The sequence below is a fragment of the Pseudomonas serbiensis genome, assembly GCF_030580745.1.
Classification (GTDB): Bacteria; Pseudomonadota; Gammaproteobacteria; order Pseudomonadales; family Pseudomonadaceae; genus Aquipseudomonas; species Aquipseudomonas serbiensis.
Genome location: NZ_JAUQOO010000004.1, coordinates 111,356 through 127,722, shown reverse-complemented (window position 1 = coordinate 127,722; position 16,367 = coordinate 111,356). Strand labels below are relative to the sequence as shown.

15 protein-coding genes are annotated in these 16,367 nt (G+C 58.7%); 7 read left to right on the top strand and 8 right to left on the bottom strand.

Features of this window, described 5'->3' with window-relative positions:
• Nucleotides 1–17 precede the first annotated feature (17 nt).
• Both Q6A51_RS07190 and Q6A51_RS07185 read right to left on the bottom strand, forming a co-directional pair.
• The gene (locus Q6A51_RS07190; protein ID WP_200999900.1) at nucleotides 18–500 is read right to left on the bottom strand and encodes a GAF domain-containing protein; all 483 of its coding nucleotides are present in this window, start codon (nucleotides 498–500) and stop codon (nucleotides 18–20) included.
• A complete protein-coding gene (locus tag Q6A51_RS07185) occupies nucleotides 497–1,387 on the bottom strand; it encodes an ATP-binding protein (RefSeq protein WP_200999901.1) in 891 nt (296 codons plus the stop codon). The genes Q6A51_RS07190 and Q6A51_RS07185 overlap by 4 nt, the downstream gene beginning before the upstream one ends.
• An 86-nt stretch (nucleotides 1,388–1,473) precedes the next feature.
• On the opposite strand from Q6A51_RS07185, the gene Q6A51_RS07180 reads away from it, so the two are divergent.
• Nucleotides 1,474–3,834, top strand: a complete 2,361-nt coding sequence (locus Q6A51_RS07180; protein WP_304574430.1) for a hybrid sensor histidine kinase/response regulator — start codon at nucleotides 1,474–1,476, stop codon at nucleotides 3,832–3,834.
• Here Q6A51_RS07180 and Q6A51_RS07175 read toward each other — a convergent pair.
• Nucleotides 3,827–4,312: a glutathione peroxidase gene (locus Q6A51_RS07175; RefSeq protein WP_200999903.1), complete on the bottom strand. Its 486-nt coding sequence runs from the start codon at nucleotides 4,310–4,312 to the stop codon at nucleotides 3,827–3,829. The two genes, Q6A51_RS07180 and Q6A51_RS07175, sit on opposite strands and share 8 nt — an antisense overlap.
• 111 nt (nucleotides 4,313–4,423) lie before the next feature.
• Nucleotides 4,424–4,819, bottom strand: a complete 396-nt coding sequence (gene msrB / locus Q6A51_RS07170) for a peptide-methionine (R)-S-oxide reductase MsrB (protein ID WP_236123884.1) — start codon at nucleotides 4,817–4,819, stop codon at nucleotides 4,424–4,426.
• Between the two features lie 191 nt (nucleotides 4,820–5,010).
• Between msrB and Q6A51_RS07165 the strand changes: the two genes are divergently transcribed.
• From Q6A51_RS07165 to Q6A51_RS07155, 3 genes are all read left to right on the top strand, one after another.
• Nucleotides 5,011–6,222: a pyridoxal phosphate-dependent aminotransferase gene (locus Q6A51_RS07165; RefSeq protein ID WP_025261262.1), complete on the top strand. Its 1,212-nt coding sequence runs from the start codon at nucleotides 5,011–5,013 to the stop codon at nucleotides 6,220–6,222.
• A 248-nt stretch (nucleotides 6,223–6,470) separates the two neighbouring features.
• Entirely contained in the window at nucleotides 6,471–7,358 is an 888-nt protein-coding gene (gene htpX / locus Q6A51_RS07160) for a protease HtpX (RefSeq protein WP_025261263.1), read from the top strand.
• A 185-nt stretch (nucleotides 7,359–7,543) separates the two neighbouring features.
• On the top strand, nucleotides 7,544–8,311 hold the full coding sequence (locus tag Q6A51_RS07155; RefSeq protein ID WP_304574429.1) for a DODA-type extradiol aromatic ring-opening family dioxygenase: 768 nt from the start codon (nucleotides 7,544–7,546) through the stop codon (nucleotides 8,309–8,311).
• Between the two features lie 72 nt (nucleotides 8,312–8,383).
• Here the strand turns inward: Q6A51_RS07155 and Q6A51_RS07150 are convergent, their stop codons facing one another.
• Both Q6A51_RS07150 and Q6A51_RS07145 read right to left on the bottom strand, forming a co-directional pair.
• Complete coding sequence (locus tag Q6A51_RS07150; protein ID WP_201019376.1) at nucleotides 8,384–10,087, bottom strand: DEAD/DEAH box helicase; 1,704 nt, start codon at nucleotides 10,085–10,087, stop codon at nucleotides 8,384–8,386.
• 412 nt (nucleotides 10,088–10,499) lie between these two features.
• Complete coding sequence (locus Q6A51_RS07145; protein WP_200999907.1) at nucleotides 10,500–11,261, bottom strand: spermidine synthase; 762 nt, start codon at nucleotides 11,259–11,261, stop codon at nucleotides 10,500–10,502.
• A gap of 162 nt (nucleotides 11,262–11,423) precedes the next feature.
• Between Q6A51_RS07145 and Q6A51_RS07140 the strand changes: the two genes are divergently transcribed.
• Nucleotides 11,424–12,770 carry a class II 3-deoxy-7-phosphoheptulonate synthase gene (locus Q6A51_RS07140; protein WP_200999908.1) on the top strand — a complete coding sequence of 449 codons (1,347 nt, stop codon included), beginning with the start codon at nucleotides 11,424–11,426 and terminating at the stop codon, nucleotides 12,768–12,770.
• A 233-nt stretch (nucleotides 12,771–13,003) separates the two neighbouring features.
• On the opposite strand, the gene Q6A51_RS07135 is transcribed toward Q6A51_RS07140, so the two are convergent.
• Nucleotides 13,004–14,179 carry a winged helix-turn-helix domain-containing protein gene (locus tag Q6A51_RS07135; protein WP_304574428.1) on the bottom strand — a complete coding sequence of 392 codons (1,176 nt, stop codon included), beginning with the start codon at nucleotides 14,177–14,179 and terminating at the stop codon, nucleotides 13,004–13,006.
• Between the two features lie 75 nt (nucleotides 14,180–14,254).
• Complete coding sequence (locus Q6A51_RS07130; RefSeq protein WP_200999910.1) at nucleotides 14,255–15,001, bottom strand: sulfite exporter TauE/SafE family protein; 747 nt, start codon at nucleotides 14,999–15,001, stop codon at nucleotides 14,255–14,257.
• 205 nt (nucleotides 15,002–15,206) lie between these two features.
• On the opposite strand from Q6A51_RS07130, the gene Q6A51_RS07125 reads away from it, so the two are divergent.
• Both Q6A51_RS07125 and Q6A51_RS07120 read left to right on the top strand, forming a co-directional pair.
• Nucleotides 15,207–15,680 carry a MarR family winged helix-turn-helix transcriptional regulator gene (locus Q6A51_RS07125; RefSeq protein ID WP_304574426.1) on the top strand — a complete coding sequence of 158 codons (474 nt, stop codon included), beginning with the start codon at nucleotides 15,207–15,209 and terminating at the stop codon, nucleotides 15,678–15,680.
• A 244-nt stretch (nucleotides 15,681–15,924) separates the two neighbouring features.
• The gene (locus Q6A51_RS07120; protein WP_201019379.1) at nucleotides 15,925–16,344 is read left to right on the top strand and encodes an organic hydroperoxide resistance protein; all 420 of its coding nucleotides are present in this window, start codon (nucleotides 15,925–15,927) and stop codon (nucleotides 16,342–16,344) included.
• Nucleotides 16,345–16,367 lie beyond the last annotated feature (23 nt).

The following is a 16,367-nucleotide window of genomic DNA, read 5'->3' as shown; positions in this document are numbered from 1 at the left end:
GCGGAAAGGCTCCCGACTCAACAGTCGGTGGACGCCAGAAAGATAGCCGCCATACGCTCGATCCCCTTCTGATCCTCCTCCTTGAATCGCCCCAGCTTCGGGCTATCCAGATCCAGCACACCTATCAGGCGCCCTTCCTTTATCAACGGGATGACCAGTTCACTGTTCGAGGCACTGTCGCAAGCGATGTGCCCGGCAAATGCATGAACATCTTCAACCCGCTGGGTTTGCCGACTTTGTGCCGCAGCACCGCACACACCACGCCCGAATGGAATCCGCACGCAGGCAACCTTGCCCTGGAACGGCCCGAGCACCAGCTCTTCGTTGCGATTCAGATAAAAGCCGGCCCAGTTCAGATCCGTTATCTGGGTATGGAGAAACGCAGAAAACTGCGCGGCATTGGCAATGAAATCACGCTCATCGGCCAACAATGCCTGTAACTGTGCGGCGAGCAGGTCATAACCTTCCTGGCCTGCACCCACATCCTGCAAATCGATCATGCCTGTTGCTCCAACAATTTCAGGCCTACCCAGTAACGCGCAAACTGATAGGCACAACGACCATTACGATTACCCCGCCCTGTCGCCCAACGGACAGCAGCCTTGTCCAGCTCTTCATCACGCTGCCAGGTCAGACCGGCACTCTGTGCCAACTGGCTAATCCAGTGCTCCACCACATTCAGGAAGTGCTCCTGAGTGAACGGATAAAAAGACAGCCACAGGCCAAAGCGATCCGATAACGCGATCTTGTCCTCGACCGCCTCGCTGGGATGCAGTTCGCCATCCACATGCTTCCAGTTTTCGTTATCGCTCTCCTTCTCGGGCACCAGATGGCGGCGATTGGAGGTTGCATACAGAAGCACGTTGTCCGGCGCCTGCTCCAGCGAGCCATCGAGCACGCTCTTGAGTACGCGATAATCACCCTCGCCCGACTCGAAAGAGAGGTCATCGCAAAACAGCACGAAACGCTGCGGCAGTTTCTGCAAGTGCTCGACCAGACGCGGCAGGTCACCCAGATGATCGCGCTCGATTTCGATCAGACGCAAGCCTGCCCCGGCATACTCGGCCAGCAAGGCGCGAATCAACGAAGACTTGCCAGTGCCACGCGACCCCCACAGCAGCGCATGGTTGGCAGGCAGGCCATCGATGAACTGGCGAGTATTGCGCCCCAGTTGATCACGTTGCAGATCGACCCCGATCAGATCGGACAGGCGCATGGTCAGGCTGACTTCAAGCGGCAACAGATAACCGCTGCGCCCCTCGCGCACCCAACGCGCCGCCAGGGTCGCGGACCAGTCGACAGGCTCGCGAACGGCAGGCAACAAGGGCTCAAGACGAGCCAGCACGGCATCGGCGCGCTCCAGAAAAGCCATCAACCGAGAATCCACGAAACCTCCTTATATTTAACTGATTAACGACAATGCATGATCGGCTATGCTAGCCCCGCACCGGGTACCAGAAGCGACTGAACTCCATGGATATATCGTTCACTAACAGGCTGTCGTTCAAGCAGGCCCGGATGGCCGTATTGATCGGTTTCATTCTTGGAACCTTGCTCAGCCTGTTCCAGATTGCCCTCGATTATGCCAGCGAAGATGCCTCCATCGATCGTGAAATTGGCTCTTTGATGGAAATCAGCCACAACCCGGCTTCACGCATGGCGTACAACATCGACGCCGAACTGGCCCAGGAGCTGACTCTCGGCCTGCTGCACTCCCCGGCCGTGGTCAGCGCCCGGCTGACCGATAACAACAATATGGTGCTCTCCAGCGTCGAACGCCCCATGGCGAGCGGGCGCTACCGGATGCTCAGTGACTGGCTGTTCGGAGAAAGCCGGCATTTCGAGGAAGTCCTGCACCTGGACCATATGCCCAGCGAGGTGATCGGGACCCTGAGCCTGACCGTCGATACCTTTGCCTTCGGCAGCCACTTCCTGCAACGGGCAGAGATCACCCTGCTCAACGGCTTCGTCCGCAGCCTCGTGCTGGCGGGAATTCTGACCATGCTGTTCTACGCGACCCTGACCAAGCCGCTGGTCAATCTGATCCGCGACTTGAGCCGTCACGATCCGCGCAGCCCGATCCAGAAGAAAATGGCCTGCCCGCCCAGCCATGAAAACGATGAAATCGGCGTGCTGGTCAAGACCTTCAACCTGCATATCGAAACCATGAGCACCGAGTTTGCCAGACGCCGAGAGGCCGAGGATCGACTCACCAATCACTTGAACGAACTGGAAAACATCGTTTCGGCACGCACCAACGAACTCAAGGCCAGCAACATTCGCCTCAGCCAGTCCAACGAAGAATTGCAGATCGCCCGCAGCACCGCACTGGACATGGCCCACGCCCGTTCGGCCTTCCTGGCGCACATGAGCCATGAAATCCGCACACCGCTCAATGGCTTGCTGGGAATGCTGGCCCTGTCACTGGATGGCCCGCTCAGCGCCGAGCAACGCCAGCAACTGATGATTGCCCACGACTCGGGCAAGGTGCTGGTCGAACTGCTCAACGATATTCTCGACATGTCCAAGTTCAACGCCGGGCACCTGGAAATCGAGCACATCCCTTTCGATCTGGGCACGCTGGTCGAAGACACCGCCAACCTGCTCTCGCAGAACGCTGCGCCCAGCGTGGAACTGACCTGCCTGATCGCCCCGGACTTCCCCCCGCTGGTGATCGGCGACCCTACACGGGTCAGGCAGATCGTCAGCAACCTGCTCTCCAACGCCCTCAAGTTCACCCGTTTCGGGCGTGTGGATGTGCGTCTTTCCTGCGCACCGGACCCTGAAACTCGTGAAAACCGGGTGCGGATCGAAGTACGCGACACGGGAATTGGTATCGCCAAGGAAGCTCAGGAACGGATCTTCCAGCCTTTCACCCAGGCCGAAACCGCAATCACCCGGCAATTTGGCGGCACCGGGCTTGGGCTGGCCCTGACTTACAACTTGTGCGAGGCCATGAACGGCAAGCTGAGTATCCAGTCGCAGTCAGGCTTCGGTAGCCTGTTCTGTGCCGAGCTACCGTTGCCGGTCCACCTGACAGCCGTCATGCCGCCAGCGCTCAAGGGGCGCGTGACGGTGATCAGCATGGCGGGCAGCGGCCTGGTGGAACTGCTTGGCACCCTGCTGCCCACCTGGGGAGTCGACTTCACCCGCCGGGGCATCGACGATCAAACCTGCGAGCTGGAACTCGACCCGCATACCGACCTGGTGATTACCGATTGCCCGGAATGCCTGTTCGCGATACGTCCGGCCACACAGGTGCCCATTCTGCTGGTCACCGCCTATGGCAACTTCATGCCCGTCGAGCAGGTCAGCGCCCTGGCGCCCTTGCAGCAGCAGGCTCGACCGCTGGCCCGCAATGCGCTCTACAACACCTTGCGACGCGCCCTGCATATGGAGGAATCGGGGGTAAACGATACATCTCCCGAAGAACTGGCGACCCAGCGCCCGGCACGAATCCTGTTGGTGGAAGACAACCCGGTCAATCAACTGGTCGCCAAGGGCATGCTCAGCAAACTGGGCTGCGAAGTGATTGTCAGTGCCCATGGAGCAGAGGCCATCGAGCAACTGGAGCACAGTTACTTCGATCTGGTCCTGATGGACTGCAACATGCCAGTCATGGACGGTTACGAGGCCAGCCGCCAGATCCGCAGCAGCGGGCGCTGGCCCGACCTGCCTATTGTCGCCCTGACCGCCAACGCCATGCCCGAAGAGCGTGAACGTTGCAGGGCAGCGGGCATGAACGACTATATGGCCAAACCGTTTCGCCGAGCGGAACTGGTCAGCATGCTGGACCAGTGGATTCCGCTCGTGCAGGACAACCGGGCTATTTGAGCAGGGCTTCGATCTCGCCGGTCAACTCTTCGGGCTTGGTCAGCGGGGCAAAGCGCTTGACCAGTTTCCCCTCCCTGTCGACCAGGAACTTGGTGAAGTTCCACTTGATACGCTCCGAACCCAGAAGGCCCGGCGCTTTCTTCTTCAACTGCACGAACAGCGGATGAGCCTGACTGCCGTTGACGTCGATCTTTTTGAACAACGGGAAGCTGACACCGTAATTCAGCTCGCAGAATTCGGAGATAGCCCCTTCATTGCCCGGTTCCTGCTTGCCAAACTGGTTGCAGGGAAAACCCAACACCACCAGCCCGCGGTCGCGATACTGCTGCCAGAGTTCCTCAAGCCCCTTGTATTGCGGGGTGAAACCACACTTGCTTGCCGTATTGACCACCAGCACCGCTTTACCCGCGAAATCGGCCAGGGTCTTCTGCTCACCCTTGATCGTGGTGCAAGGAATGCTCAACAGGTTTTCGCTCATGACGATGCCTCACAAAAATGAATGATGACGTTAGCCTGCAATCGAATGACGCGCGCATTCAATTTCCCCTGTTGATAGAGGTCGATAAGCCAGACAACGAACATGACAGGGCTACGCCCGTGGCACCAGATCCAGGCACACCGAATTGATGCAATAACGCAGGCCCGTCGGTGGCGGGCCATCGGGGAATACATGCCCCAGATGGGCATCGCATTTCGCGCACACCACCTCGGTACGAATCATCCCGTGGCTGATATCGCGTACTTCTACCACCGCACTGCCTTCTATCGGCGCATGGAAACTCGGCCAGCCACAGCCGGAATCGAACTTGGTGGCAGAATCGAACAACGCCTCGTCACAACACACACAATGGTAGACGCCCGGGGTCTTCGTGCCGTTGTACTTGCCCGTAAAAGGTCGTTCGGTCGCTTTCAGGCGACAGACGTTGTACTGCTCTGGATCGAGCATTTGCTTCCACTCTTCAAGCGTCTTGTGCAACTTGTCCACAGGTACACCTCCGAATCCGAAAAAGCCCGATCTGTGTCTTTTCCACTGATCGGGTGGCACGTATGATTGCGCCTCATCAGATGTCAGTCTGTCACCCGCGTTTGTCGCATACAAACCCATTTTCATCGGGTCATGTCCAGCGACCTTCGTTGCAAGCAAGCAACAACTCGTCCATTTTCGGGATCAATCACATGCAGTTCAGCAAATCGAACAAGCTCGCAAACGTCTGCTATGACATTCGCGGGCCAGTGCTCAAGCACGCCAAACGCCTGGAAGAGGAAGGTCATCGCATCCTCAAGCTGAATATCGGCAACCCGGCACCGTTTGGTTTCGAGGCGCCGGACGAAATCCTCCAGGACGTGATCCGCAATCTGCCGACAGCCCAGGGCTACAGTGACTCCAAGGGCCTGTTCAGCGCTCGCAAGGCCGTGATGCAGTATTACCAGCAGAAACAGGTCGACGGCATCGGCATCGAGGACATCTACCTGGGCAACGGCGTCTCCGAACTGATCGTGATGTCGATGCAGGCGCTGCTCAACAATGGCGACGAAGTCCTGATCCCGGCCCCGGATTACCCACTGTGGACCGCTGCCGTCAGCCTGGCAGGCGGCAACCCGGTGCATTACCTGTGCGATGAGCAGGCCAACTGGTGGCCTGACCTGCAAGACATCAAGGCCAAGATCACGCCGAACACCAAGGCCATGGTCATCATCAACCCGAACAACCCGACCGGCGCCGTGTATTCCAAGGAAGTACTCCTGGGGATGCTGGAGCTGGCTCGCCAGCACAATCTGGTGGTGTTCTCGGACGAGATCTACGACAAGATCCTCTACGACGAAGCTGTACACATCAGCACCGCATCGCTGGCACCGGACCTGCTGTGCCTGACCTTCAACGGCCTGTCCAAGTCTTACCGCGTTGCGGGCTTCCGTTCCGGCTGGGTCGCTATTTCCGGCCCCAAGCACAATGCCCAGAGCTACATCGAAGGCATCGACATCCTGGCCAACATGCGCCTGTGCGCCAACGTACCGAGCCAGCACGCCATTCAAACGGCACTGGGCGGCTACCAGAGCATCAACGACCTGGTTCTGCCGCAAGGACGCCTGCTGGAACAACGCAACCGCACCTGGGAGCTGCTCAACGACATTCCCGGCGTAAGCTGCGTCAAACCCATGGGCGCGCTGTACGCCTTCCCGCGTATCGACCCGAAGGTCTGCCCGATCCACAACGACGAAAAATTCGTCCTCGACCTGCTGCTGTCGGAAAAGCTGCTGGTGGTACAGGGCACCGCATTCAACTGGCCATGGCCTGACCACTTCCGCGTGGTGACGCTGCCACGTGTCGACGACCTTGAACAGGCCATCGGACGCATCGGTAACTTCGTCAAGGGCTACAAGCAGTAAGCCACCTGACCTCCTGCCCCGAACCCGATTCGGGGCAGTTCCTGCAATATCTCCCCGCCCCCGCCGCCCCTCAATCCTCCAGCAAAACGCCCGCAGCATTGGCTCAGGTGCCATTCAGGTTGGGAGGATTAACATCGAATACGACAAAACGACACAGTTTGAAATAGTCCCCCTGTTGAATAGCAGCGGGCATCACCTTATATACCCGGCATCACGTTGCATTTATTCCCGAGGAGAACGTTTCGACCATGATGCGCATTTTGCTGTTTTTGGCCACTAACCTTGCGGTCGTGCTGATTGCCAGCATCACCTTGAGCCTTTTTGGCTTCAATGGGTTCATGGCGGCCAACGGGGTTGATCTCAACCTCAATCAGCTGCTGGTCTTCTGCGCCGTGTTCGGTTTCGCCGGCTCTCTGTTCTCGCTGCTCATCTCCAAATGGTCGGCAAAAATGAGCACCGGCACGCAGATCATTACCCAGCCTCGCACTCGCCATGAGCAATGGTTGCTGCAGACCGTTGAACAACTGTCCAGGGAAGCGGGCATCAAAATGCCGGAAGTCGGTATTTTCCCTGCCTACGAAGCCAATGCCTTCGCCACGGGCTGGAACAAGAACGACGCGCTGGTTGCGGTCAGCCAGGGTTTGCTGGAGCGTTTTTCGCCCGATGAAGTAAAAGCCGTGCTGGCCCACGAAATCGGTCACGTAGCCAATGGCGACATGGTGACGCTGGCGCTGGTGCAGGGCGTTGTGAACACCTTCGTGATGTTCTTTGCGAGGATCATCGGCAACTTCGTCGACAAGGTGATCTTCAAGACTGAAAACGGCCAGGGTATCGCCTACTACATCACCACGATCTTTGCCGAACTGGTACTGGGCTTCCTGGCCAGCGCCATCGTGATGTGGTTCTCGCGCAAGCGCGAATACCGGGCTGACGAAGCCGGTGCCCGACTGGCTGGCACCAGCGCAATGATTGGCGCGCTGCAACGCCTGCGCTCCGAACAGGGCGTACCGGTCAACATGCCTAGCACCATGAGCGCTTTCGGTATCAATGGCGGCCTGAAACACGGTCTGGCTGGCCTGTTCATGAGCCACCCGCCACTGGAAGAACGTATCGAGGCGCTGCGTCGTCGCGGTTGATCCAGAGCTGCAAAATCCAGAAAGGGCGACGCGAGTCGCCCTTTTTTGTGCCTGTCTTGCAGGCCTCTAATTGCCGCACCGCCAACACTTCAGAAATTTCGATCAGAACGCCTAAGAACTTATATTGGATTCCGATCAATGCTCTGCCCCAAGATAGGCGCATCTCAAAGACTCAGGACTTCATCATGTTCCCCAGCCTGTTTATCTCCCACGGTTCTCCCATGCTGGCGCTTGAACCCGGCGAGAGCGGTCCGGCGCTGGCTCGTCTGGCGAGCGAAATGCCCAGACCCAAGGCCATCGTGATTGTTTCCGCGCACTGGGAAAGCAACGAGCTGATCGTCAACGGCAATCCGCAACCGGAAACCTGGCATGACTTCGGTGGCTTCCCGGCCGCTCTGTTTGCAGTTCAGTACCCGGCCAAAGGTTTGCCGACACTGACCGCCGAGCTGGTCGAACTGCTGGCTGCAAACGGCCTGCCCGCTCGTACAGACAGCCGACGCCCCTTTGACCATGGTGTGTGGGTTCCGCTGTCGTTGATGTATCCGCAAGCCGATATCCCGATAGTGCAGATATCTCTGCCAAGCCGCCAAGGCCCCGCCTTGCAGACCCGTATCGGCCAGGCGATCGCCAGCTTGCGCGAACAAGGCGTGCTGATCATAGGCTCCGGCAGCATTACCCATAACCTGCGCGAGCTGGACTGGAATGCCGGCCCGGAAAGCATCGAGCCCTGGGCAAAAGAGTTTCGTGACTGGATGACCGAACGACTGGAAAGCAACGACGAGCCGGCACTGCACAACTACCGCACACTCGCGCCACATGCAGTACGCAACCATCCGAGCGATGAGCACCTGTTACCGCTGTATTTCGCACGCGGGGCTGGCGGCAGATTCAGCATTGCCTATAAGGGCTTCACCATGGGAGCACTGGGTATGGATATCTACCGGTTTGACTGACTGAATCCAGGGCAAAAAAAATCCCCGAACCAGTCGGGGATTTTTTCATCTGACGATCAACTCAGGTGTCGATCAGTCTTCGCGATAGCGACGCAGCTTCAACTGCTTGCCAGCAACGCGGGTGTCCTTGAGCTTGGTCAGCAGACGCTCAAGGCCATCTTCCGGCAGCTCGACCAGGCTGAAGCTGTCACGAACCTGGATACGGCCGATCGCTTCGCGGGCCAGGCCGCCTTCGTTGAGGATTGCACCCAGCAGGTTCTTGGCAGCGATACCATCACGCGCGCCCAGCGCGGTACGGCAACGAGCACGGCCTTCGGCAAGAGGCAACGGAGCACGACGCTCGCGCTCAGGACGATCACCACGGTCGCTACGCTCACCACGATCAGCACGCGGCGCGTTGTTCGGCACCAGTGGACGCTCACGCTCGATGGCGGACAGCGTCAGAGCCTGACCGTTGGTAGCCTTGCGCAGCAGGGCAGCAGCCAGAGCACGTGGCGTGCAGCCGATGTCGGCAGTCAGGCGATCCAGCAGGTCACCGTGGCTGGCTTCTGCATCAGCCACCAACGGCGACAGGCTGTTGGTCAGTTTCTTGATGCGGGCATCCAGAACTGCCTGGGAATCCGGCAGGCGGACTTCCACGACTTTCTGGCCAGTCACACGCTCGATCACTTGCAGCATGCGGCGCTCACGTGGAGTCACCAGCAGCAGCGCACGACCTTCGCGACCGGCACGGCCGGTACGGCCGATACGGTGAACGTAGGACTCAGGATCGTAAGGCATGTCCACGTTGAACACGTGAGTGATACGCGGAACGTCGAGACCACGGGCAGCAACGTCGGTCGCCACAACGATGTCCAGACGGCCATCCTTGAGGGAATCGATAACGCGCTCACGCTGGTTCTGGGCGATGTCGCCGTTCAGCGCAGCGGCCTTGTAGCCTTTGGCTTCCAGAGCGCTGGCCAGATCCAGGGTCGCCTGCTTGGTGCGGACGAACATGATCAGGGCGTCGAAGTCCTCGACTTCCAGCAGGCTCAGTACGGCAGAGGTCTTCTGGTCAGCGTGAACCAGCAGGTGAGCCTGCTCGATCGCGGTAACGGTCTGGGTCTTGGTCTGGATCTTGACGTGCTTCGGATCGCGCAGATGGCGTTCGGCGATGGCACGGATCGACTGCGGCAGGGTAGCCGAGAACAGAACGGTCTGGCGGCTTTCCGGCATGGCCTTGAAGATGACTTCCAGGTCGTCCATGAAGCCCAGCTTCAGCATTTCGTCCGCTTCGTCGAGAACCAGATGGTTCACGGTAGCGAGGACTTTCTCGTCACGACGCAGGTGATCGCACAGGCGACCTGGAGTGGCGACAACGATCTGCGCGCCATTGCGGATAGCCTTGAGCTGCGGGCCCATTGGCGCACCGCCGTATACGGCAACAACAGTCACGCCCGGCATCTGCTTGGCGTAGGTTTCAAACGCGGTGGCGACTTGCAGTGCCAGCTCGCGGGTCGGAGCAAGGATCAGGGCTTGCGGCTCACGCTTGCTCGGATCGATACGATGCAGGATAGGCAGGGCGAACGCGGCGGTTTTACCGGTACCGGTCTGCGCCTGGCCGATCATGTCGTGGCCGGCAAGAATAATCGGGATGGATTGCTGCTGAATGGCCGAAGGCTCTTCGTAGCCGGTCGCGATGACGGCTGCAACAATACTCGGATGAAGGTCGAGAGCGGCGAAGCCGCCGATTTCCTGGGTCATGGGTCTGCCTCTGGTGCATCCGCAAAGACCCATGCTTCAAAGCTGCGCGTGCCGTGTACGACCTTGAGGTCACCCTGGCTGCTTTGTCGGCGGGGATTTGCGAAAACGTTTGATGAATGGATCGTCAAGAATAGTCCTAAACGGACAAGCTACCGAAGCAGGCTTCGGAAAACTGCAATACCTGACGAGGGCCTCTTAAGGCCGGCGCGCACTATACCGGAATTGCGTTTGAAAGTGAGGCTTTTTTTACAAAATATTGGCGGCTGGAGCGCTGCTTGCAGGCATCGCGCAACTGGACAAATAAACCTGAATCCCTTGAGAGCCAGCGATTACGGGCACAATCAATTAAACGTTTCACCCATTCATGCATATGAATGGGATTGCGCATCGCGACATGCGGCGAAATGTCTCACTCCAGCTTCTCGCCGAACCGCTTGATTCCCTGTCAGGTTGCCGAACGAATGTCCTTGATCAAGGGGAGCAACGAGTAGCCCAACTGCGGCGCAAGCACCTCGGCGCGGCGGGTCAGCGACTCGACGTTCAGGGTCTGCTCCAGATCGGCCGGCACGATGAGGATGACATTGCCCTCCTTCACCGGCAGTTCCCAGTAGTGGCGGTGATAAAGCCCGCGCAGCAACGCCGCCCCCAAAGGCTTGCCGTCATCGGTAGCCCACTGGTTGATGATCAGCCACCCGCCCGGATTGAGGCGCTGCTGGCAACTCTGGAGAAAATTCCACGCCAGATGCCCGGCTCCCGGGCCGACATCGGTATAGAGGTCGACAAAGATCAGGTCGGCAGTTTCCGCACTGTCGAGCAGCTCAAGTGCATCGCCAATACGGATATACAGGCGCGGATCATCATCCAGCCCCATGTACTCGATTGCCAGGCGCGGAACATCCGGGCGCAGCTCGATGACTTCCACATCGTCCAGCGGCAGAAACTTCATGCAGGCTTGAGTGAGGGTGCCGGCGCCCAGCCCGAGAAACAACGCGCTCTCGGGGGCTTCATGGCACAAGGCACCGATCAGCATGGCGCGGGTGTAGTCATACTCAAGCCAGCTAGGGTCGGCAGTGAAGGTACAACTCTGTTCAATGGCATCGCCAAATTCAAGGAAGCGATACTCATCCACCTCCAGCACGCGAATCATGCCGAAATCATCATGTACTTCGGCCAGGATTCGTTCTTCGCGCTCACGCTCTTCAGTCATCACCTCTCCCGGTTGGCAATCGCGCCGAGCGCAAAGGGCGAATTGTCAGCCAAGCGAGAGCATTTGTCACAACTATCGAGCCTGCTCGTCCTGCGCGCGCTGGCAGCCCGACCCTGAACTGTTAACATGCCGATTCGATTGCATATCCCACAAGAGCCAATAATGAGCCAACCCTGGAGCCCCGACAGCTGGCGGGCATTACCTGTTCAGCAACAACCTCAATACCCTGACGCCGCGCACCTGTCAGAAGTCGAACAACGCCTGGCCAGCTATCCTCCACTGGTGTTCGCCGGAGAGGCCCGAGACCTGCGCCGCCAGTTTGCCGAAGTTTCTCAGGGCCGCGCATTTCTGCTGCAAGGCGGAGACTGTGCTGAAAGCTTCATGGAGTTTTCGGCAGCGAAGATTCGCGACACGTTCAAAGTGTTGCTGCAAATGGCCGTGGTCATGACCTTTGCCGCCGGCTGCCCTGTGGTCAAGGTCGGGCGCATGGCCGGGCAATTTGCCAAGCCTCGCTCGGCCAACGACGAAACCATCGACGGCGTGACGCTCCCGGCCTATCGCGGCGACATCATCAACGCTATCGGTTTCGACGAGAAGAGCCGCGTCCCGGACCCGGAGCGCCTTCTGCAGGCGTATCACCAGTCCACGGCCACCCTGAACCTGCTGCGGGCCTTCGCTCAGGGCGGTTTTGCCGATCTGCATCAGGTCCATCAGTGGAACCTGGACTTCATTGCCAATTCGGCACTGGCGCAGAAGTACAGCCAACTGGCTGACCGCATCGACGAAACCCTGGCATTCATGCGCGCCTGCGGCCTGGACAGTTCGCCACAATTGCGCGAAACCAGTTTCTTCACCGCTCACGAAGCCTTGCTGCTGAACTATGAAGAAGCCTTCGTGCGACGCGACAGCCTGACCAACGACTTTTACGATTGCTCGGCGCACATGCTGTGGATCGGCGACCGCACCCGACAACTGGACGGTGCCCACGTGGAGTTCTTGCGCGGCGTCCATAACCCGATCGGGGTCAAGGTCGGCCCGAGCATGAACACCGACGACCTCATTCGCCTGATCGACACCCTCAACCCCGACAACGATCCGGGCCGCCTGAACCTGATCGCCCGCATGGGCGCCAACAAGGTCGGCGATCACTTGCCGCAACTGATTCGCGCCGTGGAACGTGAAGGCCGCAAGGTGCTGTGGAGTTCGGATCCGATGCATGGCAACACCATCAAAGCCAGCAGCGGCTACAAGACCCGTGACTTCGCGCAGATCCTCGGGGAAGTGAAACAGTTCTTCCAGGTGCATCAGGCCGAAGGCACTTACGCAGGCGGTATCCACATAGAAATGACCGGCCAGAACGTCACAGAATGCATCGGCGGCGCACGCCCGATTACCGAAGATGGATTGTCGGATCGTTACCACACCCATTGCGACCCACGGATGAATGCCGATCAGTCGCTGGAACTGGCGTTTTTGATTGCAGAGACATTGAAGCAAGTGAAACGCTGAAAAACCGTGGGGGCGACTTCATTCGCGAAGGCCGATATTCGCGACTGAAGTCGCTCCTGCGCAGACCGTGTGAAAACGTAGCGAGCGAAGGTCAGACAAGGCGAAAACAGGCGAGGAACGGTCGGAGTCGCGCTCGACTTTACGTGTTGTAAATGAGCATTGCGATGGGGGCGCCCAGCCCGGACTCGCGCACGAGCCTGTTTTCAACGCAGCATGGCCGAGCACAGTAGTTTTCACACGGTCTGTACGATTCGTATATCTGGCAGCCCCAGCCAGTCGGCCAACTGGCGCAGGTTGCGGGTCAACGCCTCTCTGCCCTCCTCGCCCAACCCGCGCGCCTCTTCATGCACGGCATGCACCGCCAGACAGCCTGCCGCCCGTTCGGAACGAAGGTCGACCCGCGCGGCGATACGCTCGTTGTGCAGGAACGGCAAGACGTAATAGCCGTAAACCCGCTTGTGCTGTGGCGTGTAGATCTCCAGTCGATAGCGGAAATCGAACAGCCGCTCGGTGCGCGCACGCTCCCAGATCAGTGAGTCGAACGGCGACAGCAAGGCGCTGGCCGACACTTTTCGAGGCTCCGGGATATCCGGCAGACAGAAAGCAGGCTGTTTCCAGCCTTCGACCCGAACCCTTTGCAACTCGCCCGTTTCGACCAGCTCGGCAAGAGCCAGACGGCTGGGGAGCGGATCCTGTCGAAAATAATCCCGCAGGTCCTTTTCCGTACCGACGCCCAAGGCCTTTGCCGCATGCAGCAACAGACCACGCTGGGCCTGGGCCTCGTTGATTTCCGGCTGATCGAGGATGGTAGCCGGCAACACTCGCTCCGGCAGGTCATACAGACGCTCGAAACCTCGACGCCCGGCCACCGTGACTTCACCCGCAGCAAACAACCATTCCAGCGCAAGCTTCTCGGCACTCCAGTCCCACCAGGGGCCTGCGCGCTCCTGTCGGGAACTGAGGCTGCCAGCCCCCAGCGCACCCCGCTCATGAACAGCCTGCAAGACTCTCTCGATAACCGGCTGCTGCTCACGACCAAAGCGGGCCAGTTGCTGATAAATGCCTTTGCCCTGGCCTGCACGCTTCATCCGCCAGCGCATCAGCGGATAAAGCTCGACGGGGAGCAGCGATGCCTCGTGCCCCCAATACTCGAACAACGTGCGATGCCGCCCCTGACTCCAGGCAGCCTGATCCAGCAACGTCTGCGAATAGTTGCCCAATCGTGAATACAACGGCAGGTAGTGTGAACGAACCAGCGCATTGACCGAGTCGATCTGCACCACACCGAGTCGCCGGATCAACTGCGCGACGTGGCTGGCCTTGATGGTGGCTGGCGGCTGGCGCCCACTGAAACCCTGAGCAGCCAGTGCCAGGCGACGTGCTTGCTTGAGGGATAGCTCTACAGACATTCAAGACTCCCGACTTAGCCTGCAACGCTAGCCGATTATGCGACGCTCTGTCAGGGCTTTAAGCGTAGAAAGACCTCAGAGCTTGAACATCAGGATCACGGCACAGAACACCAGAAACAGGCAGAACAGGTAGCGCAGCAGCCGCTCTGGCATCGAGTGCGCCAGCTTCACGCCCCAACTGACACTGGCCAGGCCACCAATTGCCAAAGGAATGCCCATGGACCAATTGACATGGTCATGCAGCGCATAGGTGAACAAGGTAATCGCCGTGCTCGGCACCGCCAGCGTCAAGGCAAGCCCCTGCGCAACAACCTGAGTCGCACCGAATACGCTGGTGAGAATCGGCGTGGCAACCACCCCGCCGCCAACCCCGAACAACCCACCGGTGACGCCAGAGCCGACTCCCAGAAGCCACAGCCAGTTGACGTGACGCAACTGCGTACTGGCCTGCCCCTTGCGCGAGAACATCTGGGCAAGGTTGAAAATCGTCAACAGGATCAGGAAAACCACGAATCCGATACGCATGTGTTGCGCATCGACCCTGACCGCCAGCAGGGAGGTCAACCAGGCCAGGAAGAAACTGGGAATGACAAGCATCAACGCATTGCGTAACAGCACACGATTGCGCTGGTTATAACGCCACAAGGCCAGCAAAACGTTGGGCAACACCATCAGCAATGCCGTGCCTTGCGCCAATTGCTGATCAAGCCCGAACAATACTCCCAGCGCCGGAATTGCGACCAGTCCACCACCAATTCCGAAGAGCCCACCCAGGGTGCCCATCGCGGCCCCCATCAATACGAACATCACAACTTCAATCACACCACGCCCCCAGTCAGCCCACGGGTGTGAATGCTACGCAGTCTTGGCCCGCAGGCATACGATCAATGCATGAGAATCCATCGGGATCCTGTGCCTGGGCCGGCTACGATTCGCATCCAGCACCCACGATCGTCCTGATTTATCTGGCGCATTAAAGATCGCAGCACTAAATTAGATACATTTTCACCGCTTACGAGGATTGGCCATGAATGCCGAAGACCGTCTTGACCCCGATACTTCTGCCGATTGCGACTCGTTGCTGCTCGATAACCAACTGTGTTTCGCCCTCTACTCCACTTCGCTGATGATGACCAAGGTCTACAAACCCTTGCTCCAGGCACTGGGGCTGACCTATCCGCAGTATCTGGCGATGATGGTGCTGTGGGAAAAAGACGGCTTGACCGTCGGTGATGTCAGCACGCGCCTGCTGACCGATCCCGGCTCATTGACGCCACTGCTCAAGCGTCTCGAAACCGAAGGCTTCATCAGCCGCACCCGCAGCAAGGAAGACGAGCGAGTGGTCTTGCTGCATCTGACAGAACAGGGACGCGCTCTTCAGCAAAAGGCCAGAGACGTTCCCGGCTGTATCCTCTCGTCCAGCGGACTGACTCTGGATAAATTGCGCGTGCTGCAGAGCGAGCTGCTGGAGCTGCGTACCCAACTGCATGACAGCCTTTAAGCGAAGCGCAAGCCATCCCGTGCCTTGCGGCGCCATGCCGACGAACGGCAAAAAAATCATAAGCCTTTGTTTTAAATAGATTTAAATCCATGTCCGGATGACGATTCCATCCTTGCGGATGCGTAGGCAGCCCTGATTTTCAAAAATTAACTTGCGCGCTAAATATTTGCGCTATAAATTTACAGCCACTTAGTTAGCGCACAATATTTTTGCGAACAATCAAACCAACCTGCGAGGTAATGCCATGAACACTCTCTATACCGCTGTTGCAACTGCTACCGGTGGCCGTGACGGCCGTGCTGTTTCCAGCGACAAGATCCTCGACGTCAAACTGTCGACCCCTAAAGAACTTGGTGGCGCAGGCGGTGAAGCCACCAACCCGGAGCAACTGTTTGCTGCCGGCTATTCGGCCTGCTTCATCGGCGCCCTGAAATTCGTCGCTGGCCAGAGCAAGCGCAGCATTCCGGCAGACGCTTCGATCACTGCTCACGTTGGCATTGGTCAGATTCCAGGCGGCTTCGGTCTGGACATTGATCTGCACATCAGCCTGCCGGGCCTTGAACAAGCCGATGCCCAGCAACTGGTCGATGCCGCTCACCAGGTCTGCCCTTACTCCAACGCTACCCGCGGCAATGTCGACGTACGTTTGCATGTAACCGTCTAAACCCGCCCAGGCACAGGAGTCGA

Coding starts and splice junctions, on each gene's coding strand:
- Q6A51_RS07190 (WP_200999900.1), bottom strand. CDS start 500: ATGATCGATTTGCAGGATGTGGGTGCAGGCCAGGAAGGTTATGACCTG.
- Q6A51_RS07180 (WP_304574430.1), top strand. CDS start 1,474: ATGGATATATCGTTCACTAACAGGCTGTCGTTCAAGCAGGCCCGGATG.
- Q6A51_RS07175 (WP_200999903.1), bottom strand. CDS start 4,312: ATGAGCGAAAACCTGTTGAGCATTCCTTGCACCACGATCAAGGGTGAG.
- Q6A51_RS07165 (WP_025261262.1), top strand. CDS start 5,011: ATGCAGTTCAGCAAATCGAACAAGCTCGCAAACGTCTGCTATGACATT.
- htpX (WP_025261263.1), top strand. CDS start 6,471: ATGATGCGCATTTTGCTGTTTTTGGCCACTAACCTTGCGGTCGTGCTG.
- Q6A51_RS07155 (WP_304574429.1), top strand. CDS start 7,544: ATGTTCCCCAGCCTGTTTATCTCCCACGGTTCTCCCATGCTGGCGCTT.
- Q6A51_RS07150 (WP_201019376.1), bottom strand. CDS start 10,087: ATGGGTCTTTGCGGATGCACCAGAGGCAGACCCATGACCCAGGAAATC.
- Q6A51_RS07145 (WP_200999907.1), bottom strand. CDS start 11,261: ATGACTGAAGAGCGTGAGCGCGAAGAACGAATCCTGGCCGAAGTACAT.
- Q6A51_RS07140 (WP_200999908.1), top strand. CDS start 11,424: ATGAGCCAACCCTGGAGCCCCGACAGCTGGCGGGCATTACCTGTTCAG.
- Q6A51_RS07135 (WP_304574428.1), bottom strand. CDS start 14,179: ATGTCTGTAGAGCTATCCCTCAAGCAAGCACGTCGCCTGGCACTGGCT.
- Q6A51_RS07125 (WP_304574426.1), top strand. CDS start 15,207: ATGAATGCCGAAGACCGTCTTGACCCCGATACTTCTGCCGATTGCGAC.
- Q6A51_RS07120 (WP_201019379.1), top strand. CDS start 15,925: ATGAACACTCTCTATACCGCTGTTGCAACTGCTACCGGTGGCCGTGAC.